The sequence below is a fragment of the Bacillus sp. R86525 genome (assembly GCF_042466195.1).
In the GTDB taxonomy this organism is placed as follows: domain Bacteria; phylum Bacillota; class Bacilli; order Bacillales; family Bacillaceae_G; genus Bacillus_A; species Bacillus_A nitratireducens.
In genome coordinates this window covers 48,591-71,361 of the sequence record NZ_JAXHPX010000001.1, presented here as the reverse complement: position 1 = coordinate 71,361, position 22,771 = coordinate 48,591, and the positions used below count along the sequence as shown (strand labels likewise).

The 22,771-nt window shown below is 36.3% G+C and carries 29 protein-coding genes and 1 pseudogene; 8 read left to right on the top strand and 22 right to left on the bottom strand.

Features of this window, described 5'->3' with window-relative positions; all coding sequences use genetic code 11:
* Both SJY24_RS00470 and SJY24_RS00465 read left to right on the top strand, forming a co-directional pair.
* Window positions 1-375 carry a hypothetical protein gene (locus SJY24_RS00470; RefSeq protein WP_377863346.1) on the top strand — a complete coding sequence of 125 codons (375 nt, stop codon included), beginning with the start codon at window positions 1-3 and terminating at the stop codon, window positions 373-375.
* A 119-nt stretch (window positions 376-494) separates the two neighbouring features.
* Window positions 495-752 (top strand): hypothetical protein, encoded by a 258-nt coding sequence (locus tag SJY24_RS00465; protein WP_377863345.1) that lies wholly within the window; start codon window positions 495-497, stop codon window positions 750-752.
* 803 nt (window positions 753-1,555) lie between these two features.
* Here SJY24_RS00465 and SJY24_RS00460 read toward each other — a convergent pair.
* The 5 genes from SJY24_RS00460 to SJY24_RS00440 all read right to left on the bottom strand — a co-directional run bounded on the left by SJY24_RS00460 (window position 1,556) and on the right by SJY24_RS00440 (window position 4,691).
* Entirely contained in the window at window positions 1,556-1,738 is a 183-nt protein-coding gene (locus SJY24_RS00460) for a hypothetical protein (RefSeq protein WP_377863344.1), read from the bottom strand.
* A 199-nt stretch (window positions 1,739-1,937) separates the two neighbouring features.
* Window positions 1,938-2,528 carry a DUF3967 domain-containing protein gene (locus SJY24_RS00455; protein WP_377863343.1) on the bottom strand — a complete coding sequence of 197 codons (591 nt, stop codon included), beginning with the start codon at window positions 2,526-2,528 and terminating at the stop codon, window positions 1,938-1,940.
* A 192-nt stretch (window positions 2,529-2,720) separates the two neighbouring features.
* Window positions 2,721-3,329 (bottom strand): replication-relaxation family protein, encoded by a 609-nt coding sequence (locus SJY24_RS00450; RefSeq protein WP_377863342.1) that lies wholly within the window; start codon window positions 3,327-3,329, stop codon window positions 2,721-2,723.
* The gene (locus tag SJY24_RS00445; protein WP_377863341.1) at window positions 3,319-4,485 is read right to left on the bottom strand and encodes an FtsK/SpoIIIE domain-containing protein; all 1,167 of its coding nucleotides are present in this window, start codon (window positions 4,483-4,485) and stop codon (window positions 3,319-3,321) included. The genes SJY24_RS00450 and SJY24_RS00445 overlap by 11 nt, the downstream gene beginning before the upstream one ends.
* Before the next feature lie 11 nt (window positions 4,486-4,496).
* Window positions 4,497-4,691 (bottom strand): hypothetical protein, encoded by a 195-nt coding sequence (locus SJY24_RS00440; RefSeq protein ID WP_377863340.1) that lies wholly within the window; start codon window positions 4,689-4,691, stop codon window positions 4,497-4,499.
* A 300-nt stretch (window positions 4,692-4,991) separates the two neighbouring features.
* Here SJY24_RS00440 and SJY24_RS00435 point away from each other — a divergent pair, with 300 nt between their 5' ends.
* The 3 genes from SJY24_RS00435 to SJY24_RS00425 are packed head-to-tail and all read left to right on the top strand — an operon-like array spanning window position 4,992 to window position 5,898.
* Window positions 4,992-5,216: a helix-turn-helix domain-containing protein gene (locus SJY24_RS00435; RefSeq protein ID WP_000264499.1), complete on the top strand. Its 225-nt coding sequence runs from the start codon at window positions 4,992-4,994 to the stop codon at window positions 5,214-5,216.
* Between the two features lie 39 nt (window positions 5,217-5,255).
* Window positions 5,256-5,489 carry a hypothetical protein gene (locus SJY24_RS00430; protein WP_377863339.1) on the top strand — a complete coding sequence of 78 codons (234 nt, stop codon included), beginning with the start codon at window positions 5,256-5,258 and terminating at the stop codon, window positions 5,487-5,489.
* A gap of 55 nt (window positions 5,490-5,544) precedes the next feature.
* On the top strand, window positions 5,545-5,898 hold the full coding sequence (locus tag SJY24_RS00425) for a YolD-like family protein (RefSeq protein WP_377863338.1): 354 nt from the start codon (window positions 5,545-5,547) through the stop codon (window positions 5,896-5,898).
* A 96-nt stretch (window positions 5,899-5,994) separates the two neighbouring features.
* Here the strand turns inward: SJY24_RS00425 and SJY24_RS00420 are convergent, their stop codons facing one another.
* Both SJY24_RS00420 and SJY24_RS00415 read right to left on the bottom strand, forming a co-directional pair.
* On the bottom strand, window positions 5,995-6,981 hold the full coding sequence (locus SJY24_RS00420) for an S-layer homology domain-containing protein (RefSeq protein ID WP_377863337.1): 987 nt from the start codon (window positions 6,979-6,981) through the stop codon (window positions 5,995-5,997).
* 88 nt (window positions 6,982-7,069) lie between these two features.
* Window positions 7,070-7,276: pseudogene (locus SJY24_RS00415) on the bottom strand (hypothetical protein); the annotation flags it as partial.
* Between the two features lie 128 nt (window positions 7,277-7,404).
* Here SJY24_RS00415 and SJY24_RS00410 point away from each other — a divergent pair.
* Together SJY24_RS00410 and SJY24_RS00405 are read left to right on the top strand one after the other, a co-directional pair.
* On the top strand, window positions 7,405-8,790 hold the full coding sequence (locus tag SJY24_RS00410; protein WP_377863336.1) for an S-layer homology domain-containing protein: 1,386 nt from the start codon (window positions 7,405-7,407) through the stop codon (window positions 8,788-8,790).
* Between the two features lie 2 nt (window positions 8,791-8,792).
* Complete coding sequence (locus SJY24_RS00405) at window positions 8,793-9,005, top strand: DUF3006 domain-containing protein (RefSeq protein ID WP_377863335.1); 213 nt, start codon at window positions 8,793-8,795, stop codon at window positions 9,003-9,005.
* A gap of 86 nt (window positions 9,006-9,091) precedes the next feature.
* Here the strand turns inward: SJY24_RS00405 and SJY24_RS00400 are convergent, their stop codons facing one another.
* The gene (locus tag SJY24_RS00400) at window positions 9,092-9,853 is read right to left on the bottom strand and encodes an N-acetylmuramoyl-L-alanine amidase (protein WP_377863334.1); all 762 of its coding nucleotides are present in this window, start codon (window positions 9,851-9,853) and stop codon (window positions 9,092-9,094) included.
* Window positions 9,853-10,293, bottom strand: coding sequence for a phage holin family protein (locus SJY24_RS00395; protein ID WP_377863333.1), 441 nt, complete (start codon window positions 10,291-10,293; stop codon window positions 9,853-9,855). The genes SJY24_RS00400 and SJY24_RS00395 overlap by 1 nt, the downstream gene beginning before the upstream one ends.
* A gap of 166 nt (window positions 10,294-10,459) precedes the next feature.
* Between SJY24_RS00395 and SJY24_RS00390 the strand changes: the two genes are divergently transcribed.
* A complete protein-coding gene (locus SJY24_RS00390) occupies window positions 10,460-10,792 on the top strand; it encodes a hypothetical protein (RefSeq protein WP_377863332.1) in 333 nt (110 codons plus the stop codon).
* A 245-nt stretch (window positions 10,793-11,037) separates the two neighbouring features.
* Here SJY24_RS00390 and SJY24_RS00385 read toward each other — a convergent pair whose 3' ends face one another.
* The 13 genes from SJY24_RS00385 to SJY24_RS00325 form a co-directional block, all read right to left on the bottom strand.
* Complete coding sequence (locus SJY24_RS00385) at window positions 11,038-11,706, bottom strand: hypothetical protein (protein WP_377863331.1); 669 nt, start codon at window positions 11,704-11,706, stop codon at window positions 11,038-11,040.
* A 15-nt stretch (window positions 11,707-11,721) separates the two neighbouring features.
* A complete protein-coding gene (locus SJY24_RS00380; RefSeq protein ID WP_377863330.1) occupies window positions 11,722-13,548 on the bottom strand; it encodes a BppU family phage baseplate upper protein in 1,827 nt (608 codons plus the stop codon).
* Window positions 13,549-13,561: 13 nt separating this feature from the next.
* Complete coding sequence (locus tag SJY24_RS00375; protein ID WP_377863329.1) at window positions 13,562-16,000, bottom strand: phage tail protein; 2,439 nt, start codon at window positions 15,998-16,000, stop codon at window positions 13,562-13,564.
* An 11-nt stretch (window positions 16,001-16,011) separates the two neighbouring features.
* Window positions 16,012-16,893 (bottom strand): phage tail domain-containing protein, encoded by an 882-nt coding sequence (locus SJY24_RS00370; RefSeq protein WP_377863328.1) that lies wholly within the window; start codon window positions 16,891-16,893, stop codon window positions 16,012-16,014.
* Window positions 16,893-19,568, bottom strand: coding sequence for a phage tail protein (locus SJY24_RS00365; RefSeq protein ID WP_377863327.1), 2,676 nt, complete (start codon window positions 19,566-19,568; stop codon window positions 16,893-16,895). Before SJY24_RS00365 ends, SJY24_RS00370 begins: the two co-directional genes overlap by 1 nt.
* Before the next feature lie 66 nt (window positions 19,569-19,634).
* Window positions 19,635-19,895 (bottom strand): hypothetical protein, encoded by a 261-nt coding sequence (locus SJY24_RS00360; protein ID WP_262767472.1) that lies wholly within the window; start codon window positions 19,893-19,895, stop codon window positions 19,635-19,637.
* A 77-nt stretch (window positions 19,896-19,972) separates the two neighbouring features.
* On the bottom strand, window positions 19,973-20,389 hold the full coding sequence (locus SJY24_RS00355; RefSeq protein ID WP_377863326.1) for a tail assembly chaperone: 417 nt from the start codon (window positions 20,387-20,389) through the stop codon (window positions 19,973-19,975).
* Between the two features lie 65 nt (window positions 20,390-20,454).
* Window positions 20,455-20,919 carry a phage major tail protein, TP901-1 family gene (locus SJY24_RS00350; RefSeq protein ID WP_377863325.1) on the bottom strand — a complete coding sequence of 155 codons (465 nt, stop codon included), beginning with the start codon at window positions 20,917-20,919 and terminating at the stop codon, window positions 20,455-20,457.
* Between the two features lie 14 nt (window positions 20,920-20,933).
* Window positions 20,934-21,335, bottom strand: coding sequence for a hypothetical protein (locus SJY24_RS00345; RefSeq protein WP_377863324.1), 402 nt, complete (start codon window positions 21,333-21,335; stop codon window positions 20,934-20,936).
* A 2-nt stretch (window positions 21,336-21,337) separates the two neighbouring features.
* A complete protein-coding gene (locus SJY24_RS00340; RefSeq protein ID WP_377863323.1) occupies window positions 21,338-21,829 on the bottom strand; it encodes an HK97 gp10 family phage protein in 492 nt (163 codons plus the stop codon).
* Complete coding sequence (locus SJY24_RS00335) at window positions 21,814-22,206, bottom strand: DUF3599 family protein (protein WP_377863322.1); 393 nt, start codon at window positions 22,204-22,206, stop codon at window positions 21,814-21,816. The genes SJY24_RS00340 and SJY24_RS00335 overlap by 16 nt, the downstream gene beginning before the upstream one ends.
* Window positions 22,206-22,595 (bottom strand): protein YqbG, encoded by a 390-nt coding sequence (gene yqbG, locus SJY24_RS00330; protein ID WP_377863321.1) that lies wholly within the window; start codon window positions 22,593-22,595, stop codon window positions 22,206-22,208. Before yqbG ends, SJY24_RS00335 begins: the two co-directional genes overlap by 1 nt.
* Before the next feature lie 5 nt (window positions 22,596-22,600).
* Window positions 22,601-22,768 (bottom strand): YqbF domain-containing protein, encoded by a 168-nt coding sequence (locus tag SJY24_RS00325; protein WP_164691369.1) that lies wholly within the window; start codon window positions 22,766-22,768, stop codon window positions 22,601-22,603.
* Window positions 22,769-22,771 lie beyond the last annotated feature (3 nt).

Sequence of the window (22,771 nt, the reverse complement as noted above, 5' to 3'; positions counted from 1 at the left end):
ATGGCGAAAACTCCTGGTTTATTAGGTAGAAAGAAAAGTAACTTTGAACCTACTAAACCTTATGTACCAGAACAAGGGCAAGCTACAGTTGAAAATAATGAGGTAGCAGATGTTCCTTCTCAACCTAAGACCGAAGAAAAACAAGTGAGTCGAAAAGAAAAAAGAAGCGAAAAAACTGAACCAAAAAAGAAATTTAAGAATCAGCAAGGAAGTATTAAAATTTCTTATCAATCAAAAGAAGAACTTGAAGTATTAATGAAACTTACAAACACAAAATTCAATTATGAAATCATCGACCTACTTATAGATCGTTATGTAGAAAACGAGCTAACACCTGAGCAGAAAAGGAAATTTAAGCTTTTAACAGAGTTGTAAAAAATATAGAAATATCCCTATTTAGAAATAGGGATATTTCTATATTTCCACTTTTTCTATATATAACACAAAAATAGTTTTAACAGTTTAAGATAAAATACTAAATAGGAGTGGTCAATTTGGATAAAAAATACTTAGTGACTGTGACACCTGTTCAAGATAATCCTGCAACAAAGAAAAAGAATTCATTGTCAGCAGCAGACAGGAAAAATATAAAAGTATCACCTGAAACGCTTAATAAAATAAAGGCCATTTGCACAATGAAAGACATAAAAAATTATGAGCTTATTGACGAAATATTAGATTACTACATTTCTAATAAATTGAATGCACATGAGCAAAACATCCTAAATGACATAGTTTCTGATAAAAAATAAGCCCTACTTTTTGTAGGGCTTATCGTTTTAAGTAGTTAAGTTCTTACCAGAACCATCACTAGCTTCTTTACATAATTATCGTTATCAGCAGTTATTCAAAAAGATATATAGGAGTAGTCCCCCTGCCCATCAATCTAAGATTTTAAAGTATCTCCTAAACGGAAATTTTGTGTTTTTTTAAAGATTTTATTTATTTTTCGTATATGATGTAATACTTTTTAAGAAGATTCCCAACCCTGCAAAGAAAAATCCTAAGCATAATAAGCTGGCCGGCGTTCCCCAAGTAATTTGATCTAGCATTTTTATCCCCTCCTGTTTATTATCATATAGTGTTTATTAGGTTTTATCCATATTTTCCCTTAAAACATCCGAAAATAATAAAAAAAGAACCTATTCAGATCACATCAAAATCCGAATAGAGTCATTAATAAAAGTGAAAAAAACAGTCGCTTAGATTGGGATAGGTAATGTTTTTTAAGTGAATATACTATACAAGTCCAGTTAACATAACGCATTATTATCAATAGCAAGAAAAAGGTGAATTCCTTGTAAGAGTAGGGATCCGCCTTTTTATTTTTCTATGACTCTATTCATTTTTTTATACATTCCTATCCTGGCGTGGGTTTTAGGGTTCTCATTTGTTACTGGATTATCCGAAAAATTGTATAAAACCTTGCATACTCTTAGCGTGGTTTTTTTCCGAAATGCTGGCGGTACCCCTTATAGGAAGCTAATTTTTAATATTAGAGCAAACTCCTCCCCGAATGGAGAGGAGTTTGCTTTTTTCAACAATGCAAAAACAATTAAAATGCTTGTTTCTTATACTCACTAATGCATCTGAACAATAAAGTTGTCCCTGCTATATTAGACACAATGCTGACTCCTAACATTACAGCCCATGCAATATTCTGAACCTTCATTGTCAAAGTTAACATGAGAAAGCACATGCCAACCGCAACAAACAAGAAACCTAAAAGTTTATTCATGATTTTACACCTCCTCTTTTTATATTTTAACATTATAATGAAACGATATGTTGTGTAATTTTGGATGTATATGGAATTCATGTAAAATTGACATAACGTCTCATTATTGATAGCAAGAAAAAAACGGATCCCTATTCTTACAAGGAATCCACTCTTTCTTTTTCTACAACTCTATTTTTATACGTCCCCCTTCTTATTCTTACCAGAACTTCCACCACGGCTTTTTCTTCTCTTTCGCAGCAGCAACTTCATCCCGGAATTCCTGCATCAATCTCTTCGTTTCCTGCATCTCACGTAGCGTTTTCATCAGCGTCTCATCTCGCGCTTCTAATCGTTTTTCCACTCGTTCATTATGCTGATCTATACTCTCTTTGATTTCCTCGTTACTTTGCTTTGCCTGTTCACTCAATCGCTTTTCCATCGCTAACATACTCTGATTCATTTCTTGCGCCATAACGCTGTATTGTTGCTGGAGCTGTTCTTGAATGTGGAACGGTATTAAACTCGTTTCCTCAGATTCTTCTTTGATCAGATCAGGATTAACCTTTTCTATTTGCTGTGCAATCATCTTCGCTGCTTTCTCTAGCGTCATACCGTCATGCTTACTAAGCTCAATTAACTTCTCAATCACCATAACGTCATGCTCTGTGTATTGGCGTCTGCCGCGATTATCCTTCCTTACAGAAAATCCCTCACGTAATAATACTTCCATGTACTTTCTAAGGGTGCTATCACTTATTCCTAGTCGTTTGTATACTTCACTAGCGGAATAAACAATTTCGTCCGTCATAGCGTCACAACACCTCCTAGTGAGAGTATTCCATAGCGTTTTATTAATTCCTGCAAATAAAAAAGCCCCGGTTAGGGACTTTTATTCTATGTTGCAATTCTTAGGCATAACATAAATATTGTCTGTTACCCCTTGTAACTCTTCCTAGATTCTACAGTCAAACTGGGTGTGCTGTTTAGTTGGGAAGAGTTACTATATTTTTGTAGCAAGACTCTCCATGAAATTACTTATCGAGGAAGCTTGGAAGATACGTAAATTAGAAGAGTTAATATCATATTGCTTATCTGTAATGATGAGGATTGATGGAAAGAATTTAGATCCCTTTGGCTGCCACGATTCGTTATGCCATTCCTGACTGTGGAAATACAGCTCATATCTGTTTATCTTATCTTGCATAATCTTTTTACTGTAAACTGACTTTTGGACTTCAATGAAGAATGGAGATCTGCGCCATATTGTAAATGCATCAGGTTCCATATAATCTTTTCCATATTTCGGTTCTACTTTGAATAGCTTCGGTTTTTCATAATGGATAAGCTGTTTATATACGTCTACAATGCCGAGGAAGTGGGGGATTTTCTGGCTGGTTTTTCTAAGTGTACTAGGTTGAGGGAAATATATATATGGTTGCTGCGAAATGTTGGCATCCACATGACCATCTCTCCTTAATCGTTTCATTACCGTGTTACAGCAAGTAACCGCGTTTTTAACTCCAGGAAAATGTAAATCTATAATGTCATCCCTAGACATACACCTGAAGCGTTTCAAATCGCCCAGTATCGATTTATCTCTATTCTTCATAATCTAACACCCCAAACAATTTAATATCTTTTTGTGGAGGATTTTGAAGCGTTATATCCTCTTTCGGAATGCGATAAGGTTCAACAATTTGTTTCGCTTTGCTTAATTCTAAATATGGAGCTTGCACTTTCTTTAATCCGTTTAGTTTTAAAATCATTTGGCCCGACTGCTTCAAGTGTTCTGATCCAGGTGTACCCATGATATTACTGTTAATTGTATCTGCACATTTAAAGCCCATTCTTACTGTCATATTGAGCTTTAACTTACCATCTAACACTTTTGCATCAGGACGTTGCATACTGAGCATAAGAAAGACACCGAGTGCCCTAGCAACTGCTGATATTTTTTCGATTGTTTTCATACATTCCTTTTCATCCTGCAACATGGCCACTTCATCAATAGCGAGTAATATATATGGTTTCTGATTGTCAGGATTCGACCTGTTGTATTCATCGATGTGATCCACTTCATACTCTTCCATTAGTTTTCTACGTTCGCGTATTTCCTTCCACACTTTTTGAAGCATTATTTTCATTTCGATTTCTTCCATGCAAACCTCTTTTACGTGTTTCACTCTTCGTAAGAAATGAAATTCAGAGTTTTTTAGGTCACCTAAGTACAAATGCAACTTATCTGGAGACATGTATTGAATGAGTGTGGACAGAACAACGCGAACCATACTACTTTTACCGCTCCCTGTCTCTCCTGCTATTAATAAATGCGGTGTATTCGAATCAACCATGTCATACACAATCATGTTGCCGAATTGGTCACGACCTACCACAACAGGAAGACGATGTTGTTTTAGTAGTGGCTGCCATTGTTTATAGTTGTAATTGTATTGCTTTAGTCCTGCATCAGAATGGAATACATTAAGTACAAACCGTTTAATATCACCTTCAATGGCTACGTTGCGTCCTAATATTTGTTGAAAGCAAAACCATTTCTTTTCAATAGTTTTCGGATCCAAACCATTTGGAATGGTAAATATATATCGAACCTTTTCTTTCGAGGAGGAAATATCATGTATCTTCGGATAAATTGGCACTTTCCCACCTCGTGTTTGATGGTCCACATATAAACCTGCTTTTCCGAATACCTCTATAAGTCGATTCTTCAAACTTTGTTTATGAATCCATTCTTTGATGATTCCCATTTCACACCCTCCTAGAACATGATTAAGATTTTGATAAATACATATCCAATGAAACAAACTCCACCTATCCTCATTCCGTGATACATTCCATCACTTACAAATTTAGCTGCCGCAACGTAATCGTTTTTTACAAGATGCTTTTCTAAAATCGCCCCGCCAATTGTAGTTACTCCTAATACTCCTAAAGAAATGAATGTAGTTAACATATAAATCTCTCCTTTATAAACAGAATTTCAAACACTGATTACATATAGGTTTATCGACTTAATACCTTGGTAGTGTTACTTTGATAGCTACTTTGATAGTACAAGTGCTAGTTACCTTGATAGTAATTAAGCTATTTACTTTGATAGCTACTTTGATAATAAGTTTGATATCTACTTTGGTAGCAACCTTGATACATCATATTGTGGATGGCTTGTACAATATTCACCATTTTTAGGGGTTTATTTTTAGTGAAACTAGGACATTACTGAAGACAACAGATAACTAAAGGAGTGAATGTTGTGTGGGGACTCGGAAAAAAACGCACAAAATTCGGGAAATATTTAGATAAACACGGAATAGAACAAGAATGGTTAATAAGGAAATCAGGTCTCGGAAGAAATACAGTAGGTGATTTAGCTAATAATCCTGATAGGTCACCAACAAGGAAAACCATGCAAAAGATATTAAAGGTTCTACGTGAATTAGATCCAAGGATTAAAGCTGATGATTTTTGGGATATGTAAAACTATATTGTGATTTTACAAAAAAGGAGCTGTATGGATATGGAGAGAAAGTCTGTTGAATATTTCATAGAAATAATGAATGAACGCATTCAATTCTTAACAGACAGCATTAATGATTTTGAAAATGAAATAAAAGCTGCTGATGGTTACGCAAAAGGGCATTTTAAAGGATATAATGCAGCTCGTCGAAGTGAAATTGAATTTATTCAACGACGAATAGAATTTTTAAATAAGATATTAGAGGAACACAACAACTCAGAAGAAGCAGTTTAAACAAAACACACGTTCGCGTATAATAAACATAAATTACACGAATTGAGGGATCATCATGGATAACCAAAGTTGGGGTACACCGAAGATTAAAGGTAGAGGGATGGTTAAGTGGCAACCATTCGCCAGTATGCCGGAGCAATTCGCAGGGATTAGAGAAATACTTAATGATTTAAATACAATACCAAAACCAATTGTTTCTGAGGATATGAAAGAACAGCTTCAGCACGGTCTTGTACAATCAATGCAAAATAAAGAGGAGATATTGATTTCATACTATCGTGACGGAATAGTACACGATATGTACATAAATGTTACACATATAGAGCCAATGATCAAAACTGTATATTGTACGGATGCTTTTGGCTTGAATACTGAGTTTAAATTCGATGAATTAATTAATATACATTAAAAAAGAGCTGTCCCAGAAGTCGGTGACACCGACTTCTGAGTAGCCCTTTTAAATGCCCCATGCAAAGGGAACATTTAAATCATTTATAAGTAACTTTTAGTATTTTCGTTTTCCAAGAAAAGCATATATATCATTGCCATCCCTATAAGTTTCAACTTTGCGACCATCTAATTCTATTGTTCGAGAGCTTGCAGTAGGATTTTTCATTATATTGTACAGATAATCTCCTTTAGTTGGTAGTAGGGTTTTTAAGATTTTTTTCACAGGCTCATTTAATACAGGGTCATCACTATACATAAATATTTTATATGCTCTGTCATCGTTAGAAGAGAATTCAAAAGACATAAGGTTATCATAGTTTTTATTATATCTGTAGTTATATTGGGTTTTTTCAAATCCATAATCAATCAGTATATTCTGAATTTCTTTATAATTTTGCTCATCCCCATCTTTCTCAGGAATAGACTCAGGAACAAAGTTAGGGTTTACAAAAATTGCATTATACATAAATTTTGCAAATTGTTCCCTTGTTACACTCATTTCTCCGCCATATTGATAGTTTCCAATTCCGTTTGTGATGCCATTACTATACAATGAACGAACAGAGTCTGTTGCCCAATGATTATTTGAAACATCATAGAAAAGGTCGTTTGTTTTTACAGCTAAGTGAAAAGCTTTTTGTAAGATAACAGCCATTTCGTATCGAGTTAATGTATCATCGGGTCTAAATTTGTCCGTGCTGTCTCCTGTCATGATCCCTGCTTGAGCAACTGCTTTAATACTGTTTTCAAACATATGCCCATGAATATCAGAGAAATTTTTGATTATAGATCCATTATTTTCTAGTTTTAGGTATCTTGAAATAATCGCAGATACTTGTCCACGAGTTACATTGTCTCCAAAACCAAATTTCCCGTTTCCATAACCACTTATTACCTTTTTATCTGCTAAGTAGTTGATAGAACTTTCAGACCAATGTCCGCTTGGTACATCAGTGAAATCTGCAGTTTGTGCATGAGCATTCGTTGCACCGAATAGTGTGGCGGTAATTAAGCCTGTTACAAGTACATGTTTAAAATTCATTATGATTCCTCCTAAGTATATAAAACAATATATAACTATCACTTATATCCGTTGTTTTTAAGTAATTGTTATCTTATTTTTAGCTATATTAATATATAATAATTATATAAAAAACGTCAATTGCTTTAGCAATCTCAACTAGTAACCTCATAAACAACGGAATCATTTGCACCACTATATAGCCAATCCCAGCCCTTGAAATAAGGGGAAATCCTCGTTCCTGGCTACCGACCATAATAAACAGCCCACCACATAACACCACAACGGATACAATCGGATTGGACACCGAGTTTAAGTTTGAAGAATTAGTGCATATAAACTAAAAAACATAAATATTACATATTCCTCTATTAAACTTTGAATTATTTGTAAAAAATGCTAAGGTTAGGTATGTAAAAAAACATACAAAGTGAGGCGATATTCTTGAAGAAGTTAAGCTTATTACTAACAGCATTTGTAATGGTTTTATCATTGTTAATTCCTAATCTTGCAAGTGCTAAATCTTTCCCTGATGTCCAAGCTGGCCATTGGGCAATTAAAGAGATTAACTATTTATCAGAAAAAGGCATTATTAATGGTACTCCAGAAGGACATTTTAAGCCAAGTGATAATGTAACTCGTGGACAAATGGCATTAATGCTAGATTTATCGTTAAAATTAGAAAAACCATCTAGCTATAATCATATTTTTTCTGATGTAACCAAAGGTATCTATTACTATGATTCTGTACATAAGTTAGCACATAATAACATTGTACAACGTGAGAAAAACTACTTCCCTGACCGCTCATTATCTCGTGCAGAAATGGCAGTGGTTCTCGTTAAAACTTTTGATTTGAAGCCTACAGGTGCGGACGTCAATTTCCCTGATGTTCCATCTACTCATTGGGGTTACCAATATATCAAAACGCTAGCTCAAAATAATATCACTGCTGGACTGCCTGACGGTACATTTGGTCCAGACGCAAAAGTTACTCGTGAGCAATTCGCTGCATTCTTGGCTCGTGTATTAGAACCAAGTTTCCGTCCGGCTCTTCCTAAGCCTCAGGGTAACTTAGAAGTTCATTATATTGATGTGGGACAAGGTGACTCTACATTTATTAAATCTCCAAGTGGAGAAACAATCCTTATTGACGCAGGTAACAATGGAAAAGGTAAAGTAGTGGCGAACTATCTAAAGGGATTAGGATTCAACACAATTGATTATATGATTGCTACTCATCCTGATGCAGATCATGTAGGTGGATTAGATGAAGTCCTTTACTCTATGAATGTAAAAAATGTTTACGCTCCTAAAGTAAGCCATACTACACAAACATATAAAGATTTTTTAACTGCAGTAGCTAACAAAGGATTAACAATTAAAGAAGCAAAAACTGGTGTAACTTTACCAATCAATGGTTTAAACTCACAATTCTTAGCCCCAGTTAAAGAATATGGTGACGACTTAAACGAATGGAGTGCTGTGTTAAAAGTAACGCACGGTAGCAAATCATTCTTATTTACTGGCGATGCTGAGACAAAAAGTGAAAAAGATATGGTTGCAGCACACGGCTCTAACCTAAAATCTGATGTATTAAAACCTGGTCATCACGGAAGCAAGACTTCTTCCTCTCAACCATTTTTAGATGCAGTTAAACCAAGCATTGCTGTAATCAGTGCCGGTGCAGGCAACCGATATGGACATCCAACACAGGAAACTTTAGCTAAGTTATCTGCAATGTCTGTTAAGGTATATAGAACTGATTTAAATGGAACTGTAGTTGTTAATAGTGATGGTTCTAACATTTCTGTAAGAACGGAGAGATAATTATGAAAAGAGGTATTATTGACCGTTTTGAAGGAGAATTAGCAGTTATTGAAATTAATAACTCGACAATTGATGTACCTAAATCTAAGCTTCCTCCTACTGCAAAAGAAGGTGACGTTCTTATAATTGAAGATGATAAGTATACAATCGATAAGAACGAAACAGATAAAAAAAGACGTGAAGTCCAAGATTTAATGGATAAACTATTTGAATAGCAAAATTAAATATTAAAATGAGAAGAGCCATCCAACAGGACGGCTCTTATTTTTGCTAACCAAACTATTCTTTTGTTAAAAAAATATTAATTCGCTTTAATATATTCGTACCACCATTTCCCACCTGGTCTAGTATCCATCCACCAAGTAATTTTATCTAGTTCAGGATTAGGCAAAACCTCCGTTTCAATGTAAGCAAGACCCGTTAATGGATTAACAACAACTTTCCCCTTTGTTCCTAGTTCAGCCATAGCTTGAATCGCTTCGTTTAGATGATTTGTACCGAATCCGCCAGACTTAACGTATTGATAACCACCGTTTCCTCCACCATCCCCAACGGTTTGTCCCGTTAGAGCATATACGATAGAATTTGCGATTTTATCAACATTCCATTTAGCCATGTCGGATTCGTTATCGATGAATCCTAATTCGATAAGAATAGCTGGTGCTTTAGTTCCATTCAATACGGCTAAATCAGTACGTTGTTTCGCACCACGATCACGCCATCCAATATCTTTTGCCAGTTGAGCTGAGATTTTAGCCGCCAGGTCTTTCTGATCATAATACAGAACTTCCACACCCTGCCCATTCCCATCACTTGCATTAAGATGAAAAGAAACAACCAAATCCACATTATGGGAATTACTATTACGAACTATATTATTTAAATTTTGCGTTTGAGTGCTTCCTACTCCGTCTGTATCATCATAGACTGTATGTCCTAAAGCTCTTAACTTAGCTGCCACCGCATCTTTCACCTGACGATCCATAATATGCTCTTTTCGATTTCCGGAATTAGCCCCTTGTACAATACTGTTGTGCCCTCCGTGTAAACTATACCGTGTCATTATTCAACATCTCCCTTCTTATTATCATATTCAGAACTTGTCTTATTGCTCTTTCCACCTAAAATTTCAACTGCATTCGTTAGCGCTGAAGGTAGCGGAACTCCCATACGCCCAGCGTTTTCTAAAAGTGATAGCAACTCATTTCCAATGAAGAAAAAGATTGTCGCTTCACGAATAGCACTATTGCTACCAAACGCAGAGTCTAATTGTGCCGCCACTCCAACCAATAGAAAAAGCACCACCTTTTTGGCGATGCCTTTGAAACCAACTTTACTTTTCAACTCTCCGTTATAACCTGCTGCGAATACTCCTGTGATATAGTCAATAGCTGCCATGATAACTAGAACTTTCAATGTTGTATCCCATCCTCCCAAAAAGTACCCGCAAAAAGCTCCGAAGGTAGCTATAAATATTTTCATTAATACATCAATACGCTCCATCTTTTCACTCCTTTTCTAAAAATAAAAAAGCTTGCTTATCGCACGCTTCGTTTTGTTGTAAAAGCCGTATTTTATTCAGAATGATTTTATTATTATTTATTTTCACCGAAATGTTTTATTGTACCGTGTTATTTGTTATCGTTTTAAGTAGAAAGCAGGTGTGCATATGAAAGAGATAATCGATTTAGCTTTAATTTTCTTTTTCTTTCTTCTAATAGTCTTCATTGTATGCTTTATATTACAAGTATTCATGAAGATTTTTGGTAGGAAAAAACAAGCTAACAAATCTATTGAAAAAGAATTAAAAAATCATTCCTCAACACAAGAAAATAATAATCATAACGATTCAGGAACAAATGCTAATGATGCTGAAGCTAACTGGATGAATGCCGTAATGACAACCACATTTATTACAGCGTCTATGAAAAGTGCTCAGGATCATTCGGAAGGTAATAATCACGATTCGAATTCAACGAATCATGACGACGCAGATTCATAGAATTAATTTAACTTAGTGATTTAATCGACATTAAGAGTAACGTTTTTTAAATCACTTTTTATTAATCTTAATCCTTAGTTCTTTTACAAAAATAACTTCCCCCGCACCAAATACGTTCGTTAATATTTAGAACCCATATACATTACACTTACAGTCGCCTTTTCTAAAAATAAAAAAGCATGCTATAAGCACGCTTCGTTTGATTGTAAAAGCCGTATTTTGTTCAAAATAAAAAAAACAGTTAATTACATCTGCTCCTTGTTCTCTAAATCAGCTATTCTACTATGCAAATCAACAATTTGCTCTCCTAAATTTGGAATAACTTGCTTTATTTTATTAATTTCATGTTCATAATCTGGTGTATCTTGTATAGGTGCTGCAAATGCTATTGGTACTTCTGTTTCATCAAGGGTTGGTGGTTTCTGATTTTTGATATCCTCGAGTTCTTTCTGAATATCAGCTAATTGCTGTTTGATTTTTTCTAACTCTGAAGGTTCTTCAGGCTTGGGTTCTTCGGGTTTCGGTTCAGTCGTTTTAACCCATTTACCATCTTTAAATAATGGGTAGTAAATTCCATCAGGACAAACCTCTAAAGTGCAATTTTCAGGAATGTCAGGCCCATAACCTATAACAACATCTTCCTCGTATGGCACTTTAATAGTTCCAGACTCTACATGTTCCATTACACAATTAGGGCAGTCGTATTTACTAATTGATTCTCCATCTTCTTGAGATGGTATATACGTACCACCCTGAATGGATTGATGTAGCTGACAAAGTTTCTCTTCAGTGACAATCTCTCTTACTTCTTCTCGATATAAGGTTTGTTTCTCATAAATTGGTTTCTCTTCCAAGGGAATCATTTCGGTGAATCGCCCTTCAGAGTTATAGCAGTATCCATAGTATTGAGTCATTTAATTTCCTCCTCTTTACGGAGTCACAAAAGTCTGAAGTATTCTGTAACGTTTTCCTTTAGTATCCAAATGGATTTCCCCGTTGAATCTAATTAATAATCTCGACATAGTTCCATCTGGTGATGCTATATCTGTAGTGAGTGAACCTATAGGACGTACTCCTTCAGGAAGTGTTGTCACTATAGGATTCGTTGAGTCGGCATTTCGAGTTACGTCCAACATCAAAGTGACAATGTTTCCTCTTCTAACGATATTCTGAACTGTCCCACTTGTAGGAGTGAAATCACTCGTGATAACTAGGTCAATTGTGGCGTCTTTGGGGGTTGAGACACTTCCGTCAGGTTTTATTCTGAATGCTTTATTCCACTCCCAATCAGCTCCACCTACTGTAGCACTAGGCACGAAAGATAACTCCCCGTTACCTGACTGGTATATTCTCCAGCGAATAGCTGTAGAGCCTCCCCCTTGAATTAGCCCTGAACCGTTTGTCTCTACAAAGTTAATCCCAGAAAACTTAAGAGGACCATCCATAGTATCCCCTGTTTTCTGAACAGTTTTATCCTTATCAGCCAACTCTTTCCATACAGACCAGTTACCAGTGTTAACCTTTGTACGGTAATACTGTTGAGGGGCACTCCATCTAGTGGCATGTTGTACCCAACTAGAAGCGTTAGCCACTTGGAAGGTCTCTATTAAGTAGTACGCTGTAGTCCCGTCTGGTGAGTTTTTCAGTTCGTTGCCAAAGTATTTACCTACAGTAGTTAAGTCGTTACAGTCTAATTTGTGACAAGGGTGAGCTTGACCGTCATCGTTTGTTAGTTTTACATTCTGAGTAATAGAGTCATCAGAGTGTTTTACCCATCCAATCCAGTTTCCATTATCAATATAATTAGTGAAGAAACCACCTTTAAAGTCTTTAGCGAGAACAAGCCCGTATCCATCTGCATTTAAAAATGAAATACCTCTCCATGAAGCCTTTGAAGGAACTGAATTGAGTACTGATCCATGGCAGTAGATAGTGTTCATCCCTGCGCCTGCATTTTTAATAATCAACAAGATGTCAGATGCTGGATCAGACGTGCTTATCGTCTGAGTACCATTATCCTTGGTAATTTTCTTCATCTGAGCTGTATCTGATAATGCTACAGGGATATTGCTATAAGAAAGAGTCCCATCATCTTTTAGTTGTAGATATTTCCCATTAGTCATATTACCTAAATACGCATCTGAAGTACCGACTCCAACGACTGCTTGCTTAGGAGAACTTCCTGCATACAGTCTAGGAACTGTCAGGTTCCCAGTCATGGTATCTCCTGTTCTTTTTACTGCTCCATCCGCTTTTGCACCAGCTGCAATAATTCCATCAATATCGACACCTTCAAACTTCTTTCCTGCTTCAATTGCTTTTTGAATTACTGGAAATTCATTTGTAGATTTCATCGCATCATCAGACATTATTGATTCATCTACTGTAAATGCAAACTTACAAGTTTCAATTACTTTGTTATTCGGGAAAGTGAATCTCAACTGTGCAATAACATTACCGTAAGCAATCAGAGTTTGCGTACTTAAAACAACATAGTACTTACCCTGCATTTGATTCACATTCTGCACATCTTGGAATACTCGCTTACAATCAGGCTTTAAAAATGCAATTTGTACACTTGTCGCTGATGAAAAATCTGTTACCACTTTATCATGAGTAACATTGATTAATAGTTTGGCAGAGTTTAAATCATTCTGATAAAACCGGATGAGCTTTAGTTCCTCTTCTTTTACATTGAAATCCTTGTGTTGCATAGTATCAATTGTTATTTCTCTTATTTTAAGTATTTCTGCCAAATCACTCACCCCTTTATGATAATTTTCGTTCTAATAACGATAATTTTTCTTCAATAACTTTGATTTTAGTCTTCAAATCATTAATTTCTTTATCTTTCGCGATCTTTTCTTCTTGAAACGCTCTAATTTGAATAGATAAAGAAGAATATATTTCAGCTGCATTTCTTTCTTTTGTAACAAAACATCCAGGAGTATTCTCATCATCAGCAATCCAACCGTATCTAGTCGGAATATCATTTGTAGTAAATACAGTCGGATCGTCTTCTTGACGATTCATCCGCATTTCATACAACTGTTCCGTTTCTGTTTTCAAATTATATTGTTGAATATTTAACGCCATAATTTTTTCTAAAGCGCTAAACTGTACATCTCTAATGTTCGTTTTATACTTACGTTGTGATGATGTTTCGAAATTACTTGCCATCACAGGTGAGTAAGAACTACCTGACCCAGATTTAACCTGTAATTTACCCGCATATCCAGAAACATTACCATTTCTAAGAAGTACGTTTTGAAATCGAAGATCCGTTTCGAGATTGGGTGTTGCAACTACATCAAGCATGTTTATACCTTGTAAGTTAAAAACAATAGAGGACTGGCTGTCCAACCATACGGATTTAGATCCGCCTTTTAATGTGACTCCTCCTGTTGCTTCTACCCAAAAAGAGCCATTTTTTGCATAATGACTAATCCCGGAACCTCTAATGGTTACAGTGTTATTTGAATCCATCCAGACTGGACCGTTATTCGCATATTGTGTTATACCTTCAGATTCCAAATAGAATCGACCGCCTCTTGCATATTGGGTTATCTCTTTGCCAGAATTAATAGTTATGTTTTTATCCCCATGTATAAGAGTATCGCCATTCGAAAAGAGGTTAATCTTACTTGGATATTTCGGATCGCCTGAAAGTGTTTTTCCGTTAACTACACCCATACTTGCAGCATAATAAGTTCCTGTATTTTGTTGCGATATTGCAAAGGTTCCGTCTGAAAATTGGCTAACATTGACATTATCATGAAGTAGAATTGTGGGTTGCATTCTTCCGTCTGAATTCCAGTAATAACCTAAATACATTCGTGTTAAATTCGATTCCATTAAGCGTATAAATTGTTTTTCTATATGAACGTAGTTAGATCCACTATCAGTGCGCAGTGTAGAACCTTTAATTTCTCCTGCTAAAATCCGTTCTGCTACAATACCCCTGCCTGTAATCGCGTTCCTAAAGGTCATTCCTCCGTCAGTACTTACACCTAATCCGGCACTATTCAAGACTACAACATAATTCGGATTGTTCTTATCCTTCGCAATTAATCCTTGTGGCATGATATCTAATTCACTAGTTACGCCTAAAATCATACTCGTGACATTCGCAACCTCTTCTGCCATCGCATTGATTGGGAGCTTTTCTCGACCTGCTATCAAATCATTAATTGTTTTAGCAGCATTATCTAAATTAGATTGATACCTTTTGGTAATATCTTGGTTTCCAAAGGTTAATTGAACATCCAGTATATTACCACGCCAATCACGTAATACACTCCGATTTACAACACGTACTTCTGCATTCAATCCAATTCTTTCATCAATAAGAAATACCCGATCACCAAGTCCACTCTGAGCAATCGGGTATTTCTGCTTCGTTAAATCGTGTATATCAGCAGTAACGCTAATTTTTAAACTTTCATTCACAATTGTTTTTAAACCGCTATCCATTGTTGCTGATAATTTTATGCGACCGTCCTTTAAAGGTGGAGCGTGACGCACTCCGATTCCAGGAATGCTTGCAAGTGGTGATGTATACTCACGAATCAATTTAGCGCTTTGCCAACCATCTTCTTCTGTGAAATCACCGTACCCTTTAGCGTATGTCCAAAAACCCGATGCATCAACTTCTTGAACTATATTAGAAGCATTCAATCTATGGCGGTACATGACGTTTAAGTCAACTCCAATTTGCGGTGCAATGGTTACAACCTTGCCGAGCACCTTAAATTCTGCCCCATAACGATTCAATGCATCTTTAAACATTTCAAGTCTGGTAGCCCCACCACCAAATCCTTCCCATTGTAACGAATTGTAACTTCCGTTCAATTGATAAACATAGCCACTTCCATTGAAAATAGTTGCAAAGCAAGCATTTGCAGTAAAGGATTGATTATATTCTTCATACACGCGACCATTGTCGAAGTCATCATAAAATTTCGGTACCGCTTTAATCTCGGCAGTTAATATTTTCCCTTCACCCTGTTTTTTCAGATAAACAACTTTATATTCTGTTTCACTATCATCGACTAGAGTCCACATTTCTGAGAGTCTATTAAGAAATATCAAATTCACTTTATTGGGTGGCATCTTTGCAGAAAACACACTATTCCCATTTAATTCTTCTTCAATTAAATAGGTTATTTGTGTGATATACTCTATATTTTCTAAATCACGTACATACATATCAATTCACCTCACTTGTAGTAAAACCTAAAATCGAATTCTATTGTTGCTGAGGTGCAATTAAACACTTCTAAGGTATTCCACCCGGGTACAAGTTCAATGAAATCCTTCTTTGTATTCCTCAAAAAGGATAATCCGTTTCTTCCTATACTCGGACCTGAATAAATAATGGTGTCTGTGATATATAAAGCTGACGTTATTGTCGCTGTGCTAAGATTCGTATGATTCTTAAGCATAAATCCTGCTGTACTACCAGCTACATCACTAATTGTTATTTTTAATTCTTGTTCAAAAGGATGAACTGGAATGTTACCAGGATTAAAAATTTTAAATCGTTGACCTGCTACGGCTTTGTGTTTATATATCCTTGACGCAGGATCACTGATAATTCCCATCCCTGTTCCCCATAATCCACTACCTGGGCTAATTCCATCACCTTGAATATCTGATGATTTACCAATCGATTCAGCGAATGGCAAGTCTGCTGTTTCAAATTCTAATTCACCAAATCCATATTTGAGTTGCTGATCTATATCAAATGTAGACGAAAGTTTTACTTTATAATGCTTTCCGCTAACGAATTGATTATCTCCATTTTGATACTCTAATCGTCTTAGTTCCCTAATATAAAAAGATTCCGTACTCAGTACCATTTCAAATAGTTTATCTCGCGTTATTGCTACATCTAGTAAATCCTGCGCTTTAAAATAAAAGGGTACGGTTATAGTCCGTACCCCATAAGTAGATCCTGTGCTAATTCTTCCATTTGCCCCTTCTACTTCTGTATAAGTAGGACGCATTTCAATCGATCCCACACGAAAGTCTTGCGCTTGGACGTTTATGTCAGATAGCTTCATAATTTGTCCATTCATTCTTGAGATTTGTACGTCCATTAGAAATACCTCCTTACTGTGTTTTCGACCGCATTCCCTTCATTTACATAAGGTCGTACAATACGTCCTACTGTTTCGCCTTCCATAACAACTTGTAGATTATCTAATTTGTCACCTAGATTTTTAACTGCATCTGCCACTAATCTAGTATCATTTTGACTTGTGACATTAGCTGATTGAGAGTTAACCATTGCTTGTTGCCCAAAATCCGATGATGAATTAACGCCTGATACATATGATGTTGCTTTGTAACTACCTGAAATAGAAGGAATTACAGGAGCCACTACATCGCCAGGGAGAATATCACCCATCTGAATTGAATCTGTCAAACTTGAAAACCCATCTTTAACAGCCGATGCCATGTCTAATGCAGTACGCACAAGAGGATTTATCATACTATCCATTCCCTGATCTAAACCTTGACCTACGTACACCCCTATATCCCTCATCACACGTGAAGGAGAGTGAATACGGAAAAATCCAGTAATAGTATCTTTTATGGAACGACCAATATTAAACACCTGATCTATCAGTTTATTGGCGTAACTATAAATACCATTGATCATTCCGGATATTATTTGCTGACCAATTGTGAAAAAGTAGCCTACAAAACGCTGGACTGTATTTACTGCTTGTCCTAGTACCCAACCAATCGTTGAAACCACATTGTTCATTTTGCTCTGTATTCCGCCTATAATAGCATCCCAAATCCCAACAAAGAAATTTTTGAACATACCGCCCCAGCTTTGTGCTAGACGGGTTATAGTTTCTAGTTTTGAACCAAAGAATACATATAAATCTGCAAGAGCATCATTCCAAATTTTCTTTATATCTCCCCAAAACTTACCGAATAACCGACCTATGTCATTTCCAAATTTACCAAGCCACTTTAGGACTCTCCCAGCACCCCATAATTGCAAGTAACCCCAAATCGCTTCTAGTGCTCCGAACCAAATTTCCTTAACCCCTTCCCAAACTCCAACCCAATCGCCGGTAAAAAGAGAAGAAAAAACTTTCACGATTCCGAGTATAACTTTTAGAATTCCTTGTATAAAATCACGTATCGCTTCTAGCGTTCCAATCACAATCTCTTTAATAATCGGCCACGCGAATTGGAAAACAGCGACTATAATCGGCATTACCGCCTTTATGATTTCACTCGATACGGACCAACAATCAGAAAAGGCTTGTTTTATCTGACTGCCGTTTTCTAGCCAAAACTGAGCTATTTGGGTTCCAATCGCAGTCATGAAGGACCATATCTCGCTTAAAAATTCGCTTATTGCTTGCTTGATAGACGATACAGTGTTAACAACCGTTGTAATTGTTTCCTGATTCATCCCTAGCGATTTTAATAGTGCTGTTCCGTTTTCTTCATCACCTGCGAACAATGCAAAAATGCCTTGCATGAATACTGCAAAGCCTGAAAAAACTTGTTTAATTGTTTCAATTACCCCTCGAACTGTTTCACCAAATGATATGATAGCTCTAGTATTCTCTGGTGACATTCCTAGTGAAGTGAGCATACTAGCTGCTCCATCACTATTTCCTTGTAAAACTTGCCAAAACGCTTTAAAAACGGTTATCACATTATTTACTGCGTTCCTAAATGGTTCTATATTTTTATACGCATAAGTAAATCCTAAAGCTAAACCCGTTATCGCAGCTGCTAGCGCCCATGCTACGGGACTTGCCATAGCTAATACCATTACCGCTGGTTTAATAATCATCCATAAAGCAGCAAACGCCGCCCTATACCCTTTTAATAATCCCATTCCTGCACCTAATGGCAGCAATAGGAGTGTTAAGGCTGGAACTAACATCATTGTCCCCTGGATGAATTTCGCTAAAGTAGGATGTGCTTCATTAAATGCAATGACCATTTTTGCCATTGTGTTAACAAAATTATATATAGGTATCATTAAAGCAGCAAACGCATCCCTCATTGGCTGTAACGCTTCAGTAAGTGACTCTATCATGTCTTTATATGCTTTTGCGTATTTAGGGTTCATTTCCATATTAGCTTTATGCAACTTGCCATAAAACATAACTGCTCCAGCACCAACGACTAAAAACGCTTGTCCCATCCCCATAACAGATTGGTTAATAATACGAATTTGATCATTTAACTGCTTCATATTCGCAGTAGGTCCAAGAAATTCTAAAGCCAACTGAGCAGCACTACTTCTATTCGCCAATCGTTCCATTGCATTTGTTGCTGCTAAAGCACCTCTAGAAACGTTGTATAATGGATTCCCCATACGTTGTAAGTTACCTTGTAGTTTACTGGATGTTGTAGACATGTTGTTCAACATACCAATGGTTTGCAAAATACTAGCTTGTTTCATTCTGTCTAGTTTCATAATTTCATCATTTGCGGCTTTTTCTGCCTTACCAATTCTGTTAACCTGAGCAATTAAATCCTGAGCGCTACCAGAGTATGTTGCCATACTCATAGAAGCATCTAAATAAGCGAGTTTAGTTCGTTTTAATTCTTCAATATGAGGTTTCATAGCTTCTCGTTGTTCGTATTTCATTTGCCGTAATCTACGACTATATTCACTGTTAGCATCCCCCATATTTTCAATGCTACGTCGATATTCTCTGGAGCTTCGACTGGTCGATGTGACAAAATCATTCATTTCACGACGCATCTGTTGAATCTCGCGACGCATTTGATCAGTTTCAGCCCTAAACTGAACAACCAATTCTTCTGGTGCGGCGAAATCTCTCCCTCCTTTCTAATTGAAGTTGAGATTTTGTAAGAACTGCATATGTTCTTGCGCTTTTTGCATTTTTTCTTCTATAGTTAACTCTTGATTATTTTCTCCATTCAACTTATTACGGTCGAATAAATCAGTTGGTTTTAATTGCTTTTTAGGATCGTGATGATAGGCTACACGAATCATAAGCGCAAACACGCTATTTGTTTGTAACTCATCAAGGTGTTGCTCATTCCGACCTATCATCATATTTTCGAATTCACGAGGGGTAAGTTCCATAACCTCGCTAGGTAATAATTTTAAATACCTAAACCCATCTTGCTGAATTTTATCTAAGTCTTCGCGAGTAAATTCTCTTATTCTTCGACCTTCCCGAACATTTCCTCTACCATTTCCATCATCTCTGGGTTCTCTGTTGCTTCTGGATTCTTTGCTAGATACTGCTTCTTCATTTGTTTTCTCAACTTTTTTGTTGTCTTTTGGTAAAAAGTACTTTCTGCTACCACCTCATTTAAAAGTTCTTCAATGAATTCTTGAGAGATTTTCCCCTCTTCAAATTGTTTTTCGATGTTCTCCATGACTTTATCGCGTGTAAATCCTTCTTTTGTATGCATTAATCCAAAGTAGATAGCATCAACAAATAGCTCTAAATCTCCTTGCATACAAGCCATTACAACTTCGTTTGAACCGCCTTCATATTTTTTATTTAATTCATAGATGTTTCCAAAAGTAAGTTTTAATTCGTATTCTTTTTTATCGATTTCAAAACGCATATATATCAATCTCCTCTTAATCGGATATTATTTTAAAACTTAAAAAGGACGGTAAAAACCGTCCTTTACTGACCTGCACCCTTAGGGATTTCTGTGAGTGTTTCTGTTCTTACAGATCCGGATAATTTTACTTCAACTGAATAAGAAACAAATTCACCGTTAGATGAAGAACGTTCAAAAGAAGTAATCATATAGTTACCAGCTTCTGCTTCTTTCGTTCTCATATTAATTTCATAAATCTCCATATATTCACCATTTCTAATGGCAGCCTTAACAGCAGGATAATATGGATCTCCTTCTGCTAATGTACAAGAGAATGAACGAGTTTCTTTTCTTTTTCCATAATCAGAATACGATCTATCTTTAGACTCCGCTTCAATTTCATCAGCTTCAATATTATGAGAGTCTTCGGTTTGGTCAAACGGTCTAACTAATACAGATTGATTGGTCTGATCCTTTATTTTTGCAGCGATAATAAACTCATCACCGCGGTACATTTTGTTCTTAACTATTCCAGGTGTTTCAGCCATATATATCACACTCCTTAATTTACATAGGCTTGTTGGTATTCAAAAATCATTGTTAGTTGCGCAGAGCCAATTCCACTTGGAGCAGTTGTTACTCTCCGAAAATAAATCGTTTCAATTGAATCACTACCATCTTCATTTCGAAGATGTACTGTGTAACCGTTACTTCTGATTTTATTAGCAACCTTTTCAGCTACTTGCATTGCCTTATCTGTCGTCACATTAAAAAACCTTACTACCATCGTGTATAGTAAGGTGTAATGATCTTTTGAAGTTTTATCATCATTTATAGATAAAATCGGATAATATACCGAGGGAATGACTAGTTCTTCTGGAACTTGATCATGATAAGCGAATGTATTAACAGGTAAACTGTCGTATACAAAAGCTTTCATAGAACCATGTATTTGCTCATACATAATTACCTCGCTCCATTCTGTACCCATTGTTTAAATTGGCGGTCAAATGAACGCTGAAACATACGCTCATAAATGACAACTGCATTATCCCAATAGGGACGACCTTCAATAAATTTAGCAGTTAGCATCATTCCTGTTGGTGCGTGTGGGTCATATTCAAAATTATGTCCTTCCCATCTACCAGGAACGAATCTCCTTACCTGCTGCCAACCATCATTTTGCATTTTGGCGTATTTTAAATTTGTCCCTATCTCTAACACTAAACCGCCATCAGAGGAACGCCATACGTTTCCATCTCCGCCTTTATCAAACGAATTTAGCAGTCGTCTTGTATCTACAACTGCTAATGAAATGATTTGATTTTGAACCTCTTCTAGAAATTGAAATCCGCTAGCTTCAAGCCATAAAGCAACGTTCCGATCTAATCCGCGTGCCATACGATTCAACTTTGCACTGAACTCACGAAATCCTCTAGTCGTTATTTGACTAGCCATGGCTCACTCTTCCTCTCCGCAGTGGCTTTTATATGTGAAACCTCACCAGTAAGTGGATGTACTACTGGAAAGGGATTGCGTATATAGTAAACGACCCTAGTATTCTTCTTGATTACCTTGTCGTTATGTTTTATATCTGTACCAGGCATAAATAACAATCGTGTATGCTGTTCATTTAACTGATTTGGAGCAGATTGTATCGCAGTAGGTCTAGCAACTGCCACATTTTCTGCAAAGTAGCAGCTTTGTTCTGCAATATCAGGAGTGTCATGGTATAAATAAACCTCTTCTCCTGGTTGCCCGTACTTCCCAGGCTTTGTTTCCTTCTGCACATGGTAAATATCACATTCGTGAACAAACATACCTTGAAGAGACATTAAATCGTCCTCATTTTGAATGTGACTTTATTTTTCCCTTTATGATCCATGAATTTCTGCAGGAGATATAGAACTGAAGGTTTCGTTATACTGCCACTATCCTTTGTATAAGAATAGTCACCTCCACCAATACTTTCAGACTTAATTCCCTTCATTGCAGTTGTATCAGCATTTGTATAAGCGTAATACTGAGCCAATTTCTTACACGCTAACTTCACTTCTGCTGGAATCTCAGGATATTTCTTCTTATCACAAAAATCTATTTTAGAGAGATTATAAATCTCTGTATCCGCTTCAAGTATGTCCTGCTCCAATAGAGGAACAGGACGTTTCTTGACTTCAGGCAGTACAGTATAAACTATTAATTCTTGAGCAGTAATAATTGTCATACTTATCACTCCTCTCCTTTAGATTTACTACTGTCTTTTCGAACTACAAATTGTTCATTACCATTTAGATAATCATAGGTTTTCTTTGTAACCTTCTCTTCTTGGTCCAATAAAAAAAGACGTTCATGGACGTCATATGTTTTACCAACTATTAATTTAGCGTAGTAGTTCAAAAG